Annotated in this window: 10 protein-coding genes and 1 tRNA gene; all 11 read left to right on the forward strand. The window is 54.3% G+C overall.

Features of this window, described 5'->3' with window-relative positions; genetic code table 11:
- Positions 1-425 (forward strand): EF-Tu/IF-2/RF-3 family GTPase (locus tag B9Z48_RS16130; protein WP_368665925.1); only part of this gene is annotated, 425 nt, incomplete at its 5' end.
- 12 nt (positions 426-437) lie between these two features.
- Positions 438-513 (forward strand) — tRNA-Trp (locus B9Z48_RS16135).
- Between the two features lie 99 nt (positions 514-612).
- A complete protein-coding gene (secE, locus tag B9Z48_RS16140) occupies positions 613-996 on the forward strand; it encodes a preprotein translocase subunit SecE (RefSeq protein ID WP_108379755.1) in 384 nt (127 codons plus the stop codon).
- Positions 996-1,577 carry a transcription termination/antitermination protein NusG gene (gene nusG / locus B9Z48_RS16145; RefSeq protein ID WP_089951868.1) on the forward strand — a complete coding sequence of 194 codons (582 nt, stop codon included), beginning with the start codon at positions 996-998 and terminating at the stop codon, positions 1,575-1,577. The genes secE and nusG overlap by 1 nt, the downstream gene beginning before the upstream one ends.
- A gap of 114 nt (positions 1,578-1,691) precedes the next feature.
- Positions 1,692-2,123 carry a 50S ribosomal protein L11 gene (rplK, locus tag B9Z48_RS16150; RefSeq protein WP_019430860.1) on the forward strand — a complete coding sequence of 144 codons (432 nt, stop codon included), beginning with the start codon at positions 1,692-1,694 and terminating at the stop codon, positions 2,121-2,123.
- Positions 2,124-2,819, forward strand: a complete 696-nt coding sequence (rplA, locus tag B9Z48_RS16155; protein ID WP_089951855.1) for a 50S ribosomal protein L1 — start codon at positions 2,124-2,126, stop codon at positions 2,817-2,819.
- Between the two features lie 258 nt (positions 2,820-3,077).
- Positions 3,078-3,584, forward strand: a complete 507-nt coding sequence (gene rplJ, locus B9Z48_RS16160; RefSeq protein WP_089951853.1) for a 50S ribosomal protein L10 — start codon at positions 3,078-3,080, stop codon at positions 3,582-3,584.
- Between the two features lie 39 nt (positions 3,585-3,623).
- The gene (gene rplL / locus B9Z48_RS16165) at positions 3,624-3,995 is read left to right on the forward strand and encodes a 50S ribosomal protein L7/L12 (protein ID WP_089951849.1); all 372 of its coding nucleotides are present in this window, start codon (positions 3,624-3,626) and stop codon (positions 3,993-3,995) included.
- Positions 3,996-4,419: 424 nt separating this feature from the next.
- Positions 4,420-8,544, forward strand: a complete 4,125-nt coding sequence (gene rpoB / locus B9Z48_RS16170) for a DNA-directed RNA polymerase subunit beta (protein ID WP_108379757.1) — start codon at positions 4,420-4,422, stop codon at positions 8,542-8,544.
- A gap of 23 nt (positions 8,545-8,567) precedes the next feature.
- The gene (rpoC, locus tag B9Z48_RS16175) at positions 8,568-12,782 is read left to right on the forward strand and encodes a DNA-directed RNA polymerase subunit beta' (protein WP_089951847.1); all 4,215 of its coding nucleotides are present in this window, start codon (positions 8,568-8,570) and stop codon (positions 12,780-12,782) included.
- Positions 12,783-12,878: 96 nt separating this feature from the next.
- On the forward strand, positions 12,879-13,421 hold the full coding sequence (locus tag B9Z48_RS16180; RefSeq protein ID WP_089951841.1) for a hypothetical protein: 543 nt from the start codon (positions 12,879-12,881) through the stop codon (positions 13,419-13,421).
- Positions 13,422-13,433: the final 12 nt, after the last annotated feature.

Raw genomic sequence — 13,433 nt, forward strand, 5'->3', positions numbered from 1 at the left:
CCACTTGCACAGGCGTTGAGATGTTCCGCAAGTTGCTCGACCAAGGTCAAGCCGGTGACAACGTCGGTATCTTGTTGCGCGGCACCAAGCGCGAAGACGTCGAGCGCGGCCAAGTGCTGTGCAAGCCCGGCTCGATCAAGCCACACACCCACTTCACGGGCGAGATCTATGTCTTGTCCAAAGACGAAGGTGGCCGTCACACGCCTTTCTTCAACAACTACCGTCCTCAGTTCTACTTCCGTACGACGGACGTGACCGGCGCGATCGAATTGCCAGAAGGCAAAGAGATGGTGATGCCGGGTGACAACGTGTCGATCACTGTGAAGTTGATCAACCCCATTGCGATGGAAGAAGGCTTGCGCTTCGCCATCCGCGAAGGCGGCCGCACCGTTGGCGCTGGCGTTGTTGCCAAGATCATCGCTTAAAGAGTTTCAAGTAGGGGTATAGCTCAATTGGCAGAGCGTCGGTCTCCAAAACCGAAGGTTGTAGGTTCGATTCCTACTGCCCCTGCCACCTGAAACAAGGTGGATAACAAGCCCGCTAGAACCTAGCGGGCTTCATTGTCTTAAGAGACGCCTCTGCATTGGAGGTGCAATAAAGGTAAAAGCCCGTATGGCAACGTCCGAAGTTCAAACTGTGAGTGCTGCTGGCGACAAAATGCGATTGGCATTGGCTGTGTCGCTGGTGGTCGCGGCCCTGGTTGGCTTTTACATGCTCTCAAAACAAGGTGTTTGGGTTCAGTGGGCAGTTTTGCTGGTCAGCTTGTCTGCAGCATTGGCCGTGTTCTTGACCAGTGAAATGGGTCGGAGACTGATTGGATTCAGTCGCGATGCTGTTCGTGAAGTTAAAAAAGTGGTTTGGCCTGAGCGTAAAGAAGCCCTGCAGATCACGGCTTATGTTTTTGCTTTTGTCGTTGTGATGGCCTTGTTTCTTTGGCTAACAGACAAAACCCTGGAATGGGTTTTTTACGATTTGATTCTTGGGTGGAAAAAATAATGAACGATGTCGTAGTGAATGCGCCAATGGCGGGATCGTCCACCAACCCAGACTTGAAATGGTATGTGGTTCATGCTTACTCCGGCATGGAAAAAGCGGTAGAGCGCAACATTGTTGAACGAATTGCACGTTCAGGAATGGAAACCAAGTTTGGCCGAATCTTGGTGCCTACAGAAGAAGTGGTCGAAGTTAAAAATGGCCAAAAAAGAACAACTGAGCGCAAGTTTTTTCCTGGTTATGTCTTGGTTGAAATGGTCATGGACGATGAAACATGGCATTTGGTCAAACATACCAACAAAGTGACAGGATTTGTGGGCGGCGCTAAAAACAGACCGGCACCCATATCAGAAGCAGATGTAGCCAAAATTGTCAGTCAAATGCAAGAGGGCACAGATAAGCCACGTCATAAAGTTGAATTTGAGGTCGGTGAATACATTCGGGTCAAAGAGGGCCCCTTCACTGATTTCAATGGGACCGTCGAAGAAGTCAATTACGAACGCAACAAGATGCGTGTTTCTGTGACGATTTTTGGAAGAGCGACACCCGTTGAATTGGAATTCAGTCAGGTCGAAAAAACCTGAATGAGAAAAGGTTTGGCATGAACCGACTCGGTGCCAAATTGAGTTGAAGAGTCGTTAACCCCGGGAAGCTGAAGGTTTTAATACCTAAGCGTTAATACCCGCAAGGAGAAAAGCATGGCGAAAAAAATCGTCGGCTTCATCAAGCTGCAAGTGCCAGCTGGTAAAGCCAATCCATCACCACCCATCGGTCCAGCACTGGGTCAGCGTGGTTTGAACATCATGGAATTCTGCAAGGCGTTCAACGCCCAGACCCAAGGCGTCGAGCCAGGTCTGCCATTGCCAGTGGTGATCACTGCGTTTGCAGACAAGTCCTTCACCTTCATCATCAAAACGCCACCAGCGGCCACTTTGATCAAGAAGTCCATCAAGATTGACAAGGCCTCGACCAAGCCAGGCTTGGAAAAAGTTGGCAAGATCACCCGTGCTCAGCTGGAAGAAATCGCCAAAACCAAGATGAAAGATCTGACTGCCGCCGACATGGACGCAGCCGTTCGCACCATCGCTGGTACTGCCCGTTCCATGGGCGTGAATGTGGAGGGCGTGTAAATGTCCAAGCTCACTAAAAAACAAAAAGCCTTTGTCGGCAAAGTGGACAGCAACAAGCTGTACCCCTTGGCCGATGCCTTGGTGATCGTGAAAGATTGCGCCAATGCCAAGTTCGATGAGTCCATCGACGTGGCTGTGCAACTCGGCATTGATGCCAAGAAGTCTGATCAAGTGGTTCGTGGTGCTGTCGTGTTGCCTAACGGCACGGGCAAAACCGCCCGCGTTGCTGTGTTCGCACAAGGCGCCAAGGCTGAAGAAGCCAAAGCCGCTGGTGCTGATGTGGTCGGCATGGACGACTTGGCTGCCCGCGTAAAAGCTGGCGACATGCCTTTCGATGTGGTGATTGCTGCCCCTGACGCCATGCGCGTTGTGGGTACTTTGGGTCAAATCCTGGGCCCACGCGGCTTGATGCCTAACCCCAAAGTCGGCACCGTGACCCCAGATGTGGCGACTGCTGTGCGCAACGCAAAGGCTGGTCAAGTCCAGTTCCGTGTTGACAAAGCCGGTATTGTCCACGGCACCATTGGTCGCCGTTCTTTCGAGAATGACAAGTTGCAAGGCAACTTGGCTGCCTTGATCGAAGCTTTGGTGAAAGCCAAGCCAGCCACGAGCAAGGGTGTTTACCTGCGCAAAGTGGCCGTGTCTTCGACCATGGGTGTGGGCGTTCGCGTTGACACACAATCCATCGCAGCTTGATTGCGATAAAAATTTGAGTGGGCTGACAAGCCTGCTCAATGTGGTGGGCTGCACTCTTTGCAAAAGAGCTGCAGGCCATCCAAGACCGTTGGTGCACACGCAGATGTGCTTAATCAACAATCAAACAAGTTAGCTTGTCTGTTTGGGCCAACGCAGATGGCGATCCCGCTGCAGATGGATGAAGATCCTGAACAGTTGGTCGCTGCAAATAGGCGTGTTCAAGGGGTGACCCGAAAAACACATATAAAGGAGTAGACCTTGAGTCTGAATCGCAGTGAGAAAGAAGCGGTCATTTCCGAAGTGACCGACCTCGCCGCTAAAGCTCAAACGCTTGTGATGGCGGAATACCGTGGTATCACGGTCGCTGACATGACCAACCTGCGCGTCAAAGCTCGCAGCCTCGGCGTTTCGCTGACAGTGTTGAAAAACACTTTGGCTCGCCGTGCTGTGACAGGTACGCAGTTTGAAGTTGTCGCCGACCAGATGACCGGTCCGCTGATCTATGGCTTCTCTGAAGATGCAGTGGCTGCCGCAAAAGTGGTAGCTGACTTCGCGAAAACCAACGACAAGTTGGTGATTCGTGCAGGTGCATTTGCAGGCAAAGTCTTGGATGTGAACGGCGTGAAGCAATTGGCAAGCATTCCTTCGAAAGAAGTGTTGTTGGCTCAGTTGTGTGGCTTGTTGATGTCGCCGATGTCTCGCACCGCAGTGGTGTTGGGTGCTTTGGCGGCCAAAAAAGGCGAAGGCGAAGCTGTTGCCGCTTAAGGCCAGTTTTCGTATTTAACCAATTGTTAGGAAATAAAAATGGCATTCGATAAAGACGCATTTTTGACCGCGCTCGACAGCATGACGGTCATGGAACTCAACGACTTGGTGAAAGCCATCGAAGAGAAATTTGGTGTGAGCGCTGCCGCTATGGCTGCTCCAGCTGCAGGCGGCGCTGCTGCAGCCGTGGCTGAAGAGAAGACTGAGTTCAACGTTGTGTTGCTCGAAGCTGGTGCGAACAAAGTGTCCGTGATTAAAGCTGTGCGTGAAATCACAGGTTTGGGCTTGAAAGAAGCCAAAGACCTGGTGGATGGCGCTCCTAAAGCGGTCAAAGAAGCTTTGCCTAAGGCAGATGCTGAAGCCGCCAAGAAGAAGCTGGAAGACGCAGGCGCCAAAGCCGAACTCAAGTAATTCAGTGACTTTCCAAGGCTGGAGTGTCCGTGAGGACCTCCAGCCTTTGGTCCTTGAAGAGGACCTGAAAAATAGATCAAAAAGAACCCATTTTTTGTTCATCTAGTCAGGAGTTGATTCAAAGTCAAGTAATTCTGAATCAATGCAACGTTTTTAAACATTGGCGCTCGAGTCTCTAAAAAATGAACACCGGAAAGTAGATTTCAACAGTCTGCTTTCCAGTGTTTTGTTGAAACACCGGAAAGTTGATTTCAATAGTCTGCTTTCCAGTGTTTTCTGACCCGACTGCAGAAAACCCTTGGTACGGGTTGCGTGCAATGCGCAATCGTCCGCCAACGCTGGTAGTGGCCAGCCGCCAAGCCCTTTGTGGGTACTGAAAAGTGCCACCAATACACAGTTCTGAAAGATCAAGCCCGGAGATCTCATGGCCTATTCCTATACCGAACGCAAGCGAATCCGCAAAAGTTTCGGCAGCCGCGAAAGCGTGCTCGAAGTTCCCTACCTGCTCCAGATGCAAAAAGACGCTTACACGTCTTTCCTTCAAGCAGGTGTGGTCTCATCCAAACGAACCCACGAAGGCTTGCAAGCAGCCTTTGAATCAGCATTTCCCATTGTTTCGCACAATGGATTTGTGGAAATGAAGTTTGTTGAGTACAACTTGGCCAAACCTGCATTTGATGTGCGTGAATGCCAGACACGTGGACTGACCTTCTCTTCAGCCGTTCGGGCCCGGGTACAGCTCATCATTTATGACCGTGAAACGTCGACATCACAATCAAAAATTGTGAAAGAAGTCAAAGAGCAAGAAGTCTATATGGGCGAAGTGCCTTTGATGACCGACAAAGGTTCTTTCATCATCAACGGTACTGAACGCGTGATCGTGTCCCAGTTGCACCGTTCTCCTGGCGTGTTCTTTGAACACGACAAGGGCAAGACCCACAGCTCGGGCAAGTTGTTGTTTTCGGCCCGCATCATTCCTTATCGCGGTTCTTGGCTCGACTTTGAATTCGATCCGAAGGACATTCTGTATTTCCGGGTTGATCGTCGCCGCAAAATGCCGGTGTCGATCTTGCTCAAGGCCATCGGCCTGAACCCTGAGTCGATCCTGGCCAACTTCTTCGTCAATGACAATTTCCGTCTGATGGATAACGGTGCCCAGATGGAATTTGTGGCTGAGCGTCTGCGTGGCGAAGTCGCCCGTTTTGACATCACCGACAAGTCCGGCAAAGTGGTGGTGGCCAAAGACAAGCGCATCACCGTGCGTCACACCCGTGAACTCGAGCAATCGGGCACCACGCACATCAGCGTGCCAGAAGACTACCTGTTGGGTCGCGTGGTTGCACGCAGCATTGTCGAAGCAGACACTGGCGAGATCATCGCCAAGGCCAACGAAGAGTTGACCGAAGCGCTGCTGAAAAAGCTGCGCACATCGGGTATCCAAGACCTCCCTTGCATCTACACCAACGAGTTGGATCAGGGCGCTTACATTTCGCAGACCCTGCGCATCGACGAAACCGTCGACGAGTTCGCCGCACGCGTGGCGATCTACCGCATGATGCGTCCTGGCGAACCACCAACAGAAGACGCAGTGCAAGCCCTGTTCCAGCGCTTGTTTTACAACCCCGACACTTACGACTTGTCGCGTGTGGGTCGCATGAAGTTCAACGCCCGTGTCGGTCGTCCAGACTCCACAGGCCCCATGGTCTTGACCAACGAAGACATCTTGGCTGTCGTCAAGATTTTGGTGGACTTGCGCAACGGCAACGGTGAAGTCGATGACATCGACCACTTGGGTAACCGCCGCGTGCGTTGCGTGGGTGAATTGGCCGAAAACCAGTACCGCACAGGTTTGGCACGCATCGAAAAAGCCGTCAAAGAACGTTTGGGCCAGGCCGAGCAAGAGCCGCTCATGCCGCATGACCTGATCAACTCCAAGCCGATTTCTGCGGCCTTGAAAGAGTTCTTTGGTGCATCCCAGCTGTCGCAGTTCATGGACCAGACCAACCCGCTGGCCGAGATCACCCACAAGCGCCGCGTGTCGGCCCTTGGCCCAGGTGGTCTGACCCGCGAACGTGCTGGCTTTGAAGTGCGAGACGTGCACGTGACCCATTACGGTCGCGTCTGCCCCATTGAAACACCAGAAGGCCCAAACATTGGTCTGATCAACTCATTGGCCCTGTACGCCCGTCTGAACGAGTACGGTTTCATCGAAACCCCTTACCGCCGCGTGGTGGAAGGCAAAGTCACGATGGACATCGACTACCTGTCGGCCATTGAAGAAGGCAAGTACGTCATCGCCCAGGCCAACGCCACGTTGGACAAAGACGGCAAGCTCACCGGTGACCTGGTGTCTGCGCGTGAAAAGGGTGAATCCATCCTGTGTGGCGCCGAGCGCATCCAGTACATGGACGTGTCGCCAGCGCAGATCGTTTCGGTGGCGGCCTCTTTGGTGCCGTTCCTCGAGCATGATGACGCCAACCGCGCTTTGATGGGTGCGAACATGTCGCGTCAGGCCGTGCCTGTGTTGCGTCCTGAAAAGCCCATGGTGGGCACCGGCATCGAACGCGTTGCAGCGGTCGACTCCGGCACCGTGGTCACCGCAACCCGTGGCGGCATCGTCGACTATGTGGACGCAACCCGCATCGTGATCCGCGTGAACGACGCTGAAGCTTTGGCCGGCGAAGTGGGTGTGGACATCTACAACCTGATCAAGTACCAGCGCTCCAACCAGAACACGAACATCCACCAGCGCCCCATCGTCAAGCGTGGCGACAGGCTGGCCAAGGGGGATGTGATCGCTGACGGCGCATCGACCGACTTGGGCGAAATCGCCATCGGTCAGAACATGCTGATCGCCTTCATGCCCTGGAACGGTTACAACTTCGAAGACTCGATCTTGATCTCTGAGCGTGTTGTGTCGGAAGACCGCTACACCTCGATCCACATCGAAGAACTCGTGGTCATGGCCCGTGACACCAAGTTGGGCGCCGAAGAAATTTCGCGCGACATCCCCAACCTGTCCGAACAGCAACTGGGCCGCCTGGACGACTCCGGCATCATCTACGTGGGTGCAGAAGTGCAACCCGGCGATGTGCTGGTCGGCAAGGTCACCCCCAAAGGAGAAACCACCCTCACGCCTGAAGAGAAACTGCTGCGCGCCATCTTCGGCGAGAAGGCATCGGATGTGAAAGACACCTCACTGCGCGTGGATCAGGGCTCGCAAGGCACCGTGATCGACGTGCAGGTCTTCACCCGTGAAGGCATCGTGCGCGACAAGCGTGCCCAGCAGATCATCGACGACGAACTCAAGCGTTTCCGCTTGGACCTGAACGACCAGCTGCGCATCGTGGAAGCGGACGCCTTTGACCGTATCGAGAAACTGCTGGTGGGCCGCGTGGCCAACGGTGGCCCACAAAAGCTGTCCAAAGGGACCAAGCTCGACAAAGCCTACATGGAGTCGGTCGACAAGTTCCATTGGTTCGACATTCGCCCCGCCGAAGAAGATGTGGCCATGCAGCTCGAGTCCATCAAGAACTCGCTGGAGCAAACCCGCCACAGCTTCGATTTGTCGTTTGAAGAAAAACGCAAGAAGCTGACACAAGGCGACGAGTTGCCCGCTGGTGTGCTCAAAATGGTCAAGGTTTACTTGGCCGTCAAGCGCCGCTTGCAGCCCGGTGACAAGATGGCTGGCCGTCACGGCAACAAGGGTGTGGTCTCCAAGATCGTGCCCGTCGAAGACATGCCTTTCATGGCCGATGGCACACCTGCCGACATTGTGCTCAACCCGTTGGGCGTGCCTTCGCGCATGAACGTGGGTCAGGTGCTTGAAGTTCATTTGGGTTGGGCAGGCAAAGGCATTGGCCACCGCATTGGCAACATGCTTCAAGCTGAAACCCAACGCATGGAAAAAGTTGCCGAACTGCGCAAGCTGTTTGAGCAGTTGTACAACAGCATGGGCCGCAAAGAAGACTTGTCGCAATTGAGTGATGACGAAGTACTTGACATGGCCAACAACCTGAAAGACGGTTTCCCGTTTGCCACGCCGGTGTTCGACGGTGCAGCAGAAGAAGAAATCCGTGCCATGTTGCATTTGGCTTACCCCGATGACTTGGCCAAGGCCAAGGGTCTGACGGCCACACGCACACAAGCGAATTTGTTTGATGGCCGCACAGGCGACGCCTTTGACCGGCCAACCACCATCGGCTACATGCATTACTTGAAGCTGCACCATTTGGTCGACGACAAGATGCACGCACGCTCGACGGGTCCTTACAGCTTGGTCACACAGCAGCCGCTGGGTGGTAAAGCGCAGTTCGGTGGTCAGCGTTTCGGTGAGATGGAAGTGTGGGCACTGGAAGCCTATGGCGCTTCTTATGTTCTGCAAGAAATGCTCACCGTCAAGTCTGACGACGTGCAAGGCCGTACCAAGGTGTACGAAAGCATTGTCAAAGGCGAACACTCCATTGAAGCGGGCATGCCCGAGTCGTTCAACGTGCTGGTCAAGGAAATCCGTTCGCTGGGCCTTGACATTGAGCTCGAGCGTTCTTAATTCACAGGCAAAGGATTTAAACCATGAAATCACTACTCGACCTGTTCAAGCAGTTCACGCCAGATGACCACTTCGATGCCATCCGCATCGGCCTGGCATCGCCCGAGAAGATCCGTTCTTGGTCTTTCGGCGAAGTGAAAAAGCCGGAAACCATCAACTACCGTACCTTCAAGCCCGAGCGCGATGGTCTGTTTTGCGCCAAAATTTTTGGCCCCATCAAAGACTATGAATGCCTGTGCGGCAAGTACAAACGCCTCAAGCACCGCGGTGTGATCTGCGAGAAGTGCGGCGTTGAAGTCACACAAACCAAAGTGCGTCGCGAGCGCATGGGTCACATTGACCTGGCCGCACCTTGCGCGCACATCTGGTTTCTGAAGTCATTGCCTTCGCGTTTGGGCCTGGTCCTTGACATGACACTGCGTGACATCGAGCGCGTGCTGTACTTTGAAGCCTACGTGGTGACCGATACCGGCATGACCCCGCTGAAAAAATTCAGCATCATGTCCGAAGATGATTACGATGCCAAAGTCAAAGAGTATGGCGACGAATTCGTGGCCAAGATGGGTGCAGAAGGCATCAAAGAACTGCTGCAAAGCATCGATATCGAAAGCGAAATCGAGCGTTTGCGGGGTGACTTGACCGGATCCGAACTCAAGGTCAAAAAGAACTCCAAGCGTTTGAAAGTTCTTGAAGCCTTCAAGAAATCAGGCATCAAGCCCGAGTGGATGGTGCTCGAGGTGTTGCCTGTGTTGCCACCGGACCTGCGTCCTCTGGTGCCCCTGGACGGCGGCCGCTTTGCGACCTCTGACCTGAACGACCTGTACCGCCGCGTGATCAACCGCAACAGCCGTCTGCGCCGTTTGCTGGAACTCAAAGCGCCTGAGATCATTGCCCGTAACGAAAAGCGCATGCTTCAAGAAGCCGTGGACAGCTTGTTGGACAACGGCCGCCGCGGCAAGGCCATGACCGGTGCGAACAAGCGTGCCTTGAAGTCCTTGGCTGACATGATCAAAGGCAAGAGCGGTCGTTTCCGTCAGAACTTGCTGGGCAAGCGCGTGGACTACTCCGGTCGTTCCGTCATCACCGTGGGCCCAACGCTCAAACTCCATCAGTGCGGCCTGCCCAAACTGATGGCGATTGAGCTGTTCAAGCCTTTCATCTTTGCCCGCCTCGAAGCCATGGGCATCGCCACCACGATCAAGGCCGCCAAGAAAGAAGTTGAATCTGGCACACCCGTGGTGTGGGATATTCTGGAAGAGGTCATCAAAGAGCACCCCGTGATGCTCAACCGTGCGCCAACATTGCACCGTTTGGGCATCCAGGCATTTGAGCCTTTGTTGATCGAAGGCAAAGCCATTCAGCTCCATCCCCTCGTTTGCGCGGCCTTCAACGCCGACTTCGACGGTGACCAGATGGCTGTGCACATTCCGCTGTCGGTGGAAGCGCAGATGGAAGCTCGCACACTGATGCTCGCGTCGAACAACATCTTGTTCCCTGCATCGGGCGAGCCCTCCATTGTTCCCTCGCAAGACGTGGTGTTGGGCCTGTATTACGCCACCCGCGACCGCATCAACGCCAAAGGTGAAGGCTTGATCTTTGCCGACATTGGTGAAGTGCAGCGCGCTTTGGACGCCAATGCTGTTGAATTGGCTGCCAAGATCAACGTGCGCATGACCGAGTGGACCAAAAACAAGGCAACCGGTGAATTCACCTCGGCTGTCTCGATGGTGGAAACCACCGTCGGCCGTGCCTTGTTGTCCGAGATCCTGCCCAAGGGCCTGCCTTTCAGCAACTTGAACAAGGCGCTCAAGAAAAAGGAAATTTCCAAGCTGATCAACACGTCTTTCCGCAAGTGTGGCTTGAAAGAGACCGTCGTGTTCGCCGACAAGCTGTTGCAAAACGGTTTCCGTCTGGCCACACGCGCTGGCATCTCCATCGGTATCGACGACATGCTCGTCCCACCTGAGAAGCCTGCCATCATTGAAGCGGCCGAAAAGGAAGTCAAAGACATCGAGCAGCAATACGTCTCCGGTCTGGTGACTGCTGGTGAGCGTTACAACAAAGTCGTTGACATCTGGGGCAAGGCCGGTGACGTCGTCTCCAAAGTGATGATGGACCAGCTGCGCAAAGAAAAAACCATTGACCGTCATGGCAATGAAGTCGATCAGGAATCGTTCAACTCGATTTACATGATGGCCGACTCCGGTGCGCGCGGTTCTGCAGCTCAGATTCGCCAGCTGGCCGGCATGCGTGGCCTGATGGCCAAGCCCGACGGCTCCATCATTGAGACCCCCATCACGGCGAACTTCCGTGAGGGTCTGAACGTGTTGCAGTACTTCATCTCGACCCACGGTGCTCGTAAAGGTCTGGCCGATACGGCTTTGAAAACGGCCAACTCGGGTTACCTGACACGACGTCTGGTGGACGTGACCCAAGATCTGGTGGTCACTGAACTCGATTGCGGCACTGCTGATGGCTCGCTGATGCGCGCCATCGTCGAAGGCGGTGAAGTGATCGAATCGCTGCGCGACCGCATTTTGGGCCGTACTGTGGCTGAAGACGTCTTGCACCCTGAAAACCGGGCTGTATTGGCCGAAGCAGGCGTCATGCTTGACGAGGACCTGATTGATGAACTCGAAGCGGCGGGTGTGGACGAAGTCAAGGTGCGCACGGCACTGACCTGCGAAACACGCTTTGGTTTGTGCGCCAAGTGCTATGGCCGCGATCTGGGCCGTGGCGGTTTGGTCAACAACGGCGAAGCCGTTGGTGTGATCGCCGCCCAGTCGATTGGTGAGCCAGGCACACAGCTGACGATGCGTACCTTCCACATTGGTGGTGCGGCTTCGCGTGCTGCTGTGGCGTCCAGCGTGGAAGCCAAGTCCAACGGCACCATTGGCTTCAATGCCACCATGCGTTATGTGACCAACACCAAGGGTGAGTTGGTTGTGATTGCACGCTCTGGCGAAATCATCATCACCGAGCACGGTCGTGAGCGCGAGCGTCACAAGGTGCCTTACGGCGCCATCTTGTCGATCAAAGCCGATCAGACCATCAAGGCTGGCACCATCTTGGCCAATTGGGACCCTCTGACCCGTCCAATCATCACCGAATTCGCTGGACAGGTGAAATTCGAGAATGTGGAAGAGGGCATGACCGTGGCCAAACAACTGGATGAAGTGACCGGCTTGTCCACGCTGGTGGTCATTGACCCCAAGCGCCGTGGTGCTGCCAAGGTCATTCGCCCACAGGTCAAGCTGATCGATGCCCAAGGCAAAGAAGTCAAGATCCCTGGCACCGATCACTCGGTGACCATTGGCTTCCAGATCGGCTCGTTGATCCAAGTGCGTGACGGCATGGATGTGGGCCCTGGTGAAGTGCTGGCCCGTATCCCCGTCGAAGGTCAAAAGACCCGAGACATCACCGGCGGTTTGCCCCGTGTGGCCGAGCTGTTTGAAGCCCGTACGCCCAAAGACAAAGGCATGCTGGCTGAGATCACCGGTACCGTGTCTTTCGGTAAGGAAACCAAAGGCAAGGTCCGCTTGCAAATCACTGACCCTGAAGGCAAGGTCTGGGATGAACTGATCCCCAAAGAGAAGAACATCTTGGTGCACGAAGGCCAAGTGGTCAACAAGGGCGAAAGCATTGTGGATGGCCCGGCCGATCCACAAGACATCTTGCGCTTACTGGGCATTGAAGAGTTGGCCCGCTACATCGTCGACGAAGTGCAGGACGTTTACCGCTTGCAAGGCGTGAAGATCAACGACAAGCACATCGAAGTGATTGTTCGTCAGATGCTGCGCCGCGTGGTGGTTGAGAACATCGGTGATTCAACGTACATCTCTGGTGAACAGGTTGAACGCTCTGAAATGCTCAACACCAATGATGCATTGCAGCGCGAGGGCAAAATCCCGGCAACCTACAGCAACTTGTTGCTGGGCATTACCAAGGCCTCCTTGTCGACCGATTCGTTCATCTCGGCTGCTTCCTTCCAGGAAACAACACGGGTGCTGACCGAAGCGGCCATCATGGGCAAGCGTGATGAATTGCGTGGTTTGAAAGAAAACGTGATTGTGGGTCGTTTGATCCCCGCTGGTACAGGTTTGGCTTATCACAAAGCCCGTGCTGTCAAAGATGCGATGGACGACGCTGAGCGCCGCGCCATTGCCGATGCAGAGGCTGCCGAATTGGCTGGTGAAAATGCTGAGGACGCCGTCACGGATTCTGGCGAAGCTGCCTGAGCCCTGAGATCATCGTGAAAACGATGATCCTGATCAGCCCCTGTACTGCTGCGCGGTCAGGGGCTGTTTCATAAGCAAGACAACAAAGAGGTGCGCATGGGTATTTTGATCTTTGGGGCATTGGTCTTGTTGACTTTGTTTTGGTCTGTGGGGGCGCACAATCGTTTGGTACGTCTTCGATCGGAAGTCATCAGGCAGTGGAGCAGTGTTGATGCAGTTTGGCTGAGGTTGTTGGTGCGATTACAAGGTGGCTTGGCGGCACGAGAATCCTTGTCAACCGAGACCGACCTGAAAGAACTCGAACTCTTACAAGCGGCCTGTGACGGATTGCTGGAGGCTCTGTCCCAGATGCGCTTGCAGCCGTTGGTCCAAACCCATCAAAAGCAAGTGATCTCCCAGCATTTGAAATTGGTCGGAGAGATCAGGTTGTTGCAGCAAACCGCCCACGCCCCCATCCAGCCGGATCTTGAAATTGCTTTGAACAGGATGCGACAAACATTGCCAGCTGCTGTCATTCCATACCATGTGGCGGTCGCTGCATACAACGATGCTTTGAGCATGAGGCCAGCATCTTGGTTGGCCAAGCGTTTGAACTTCAAGCCGGTGATGAGGATGGATTTAACGCTGACATCCAATTAAAGAAAAATCAAA

It is taken from the genome of Limnohabitans sp. WS1, from assembly GCF_003063265.1.
In the GTDB taxonomy this organism is placed as follows: Bacteria; Pseudomonadota; Gammaproteobacteria; order Burkholderiales; family Burkholderiaceae_C; genus Limnohabitans_A.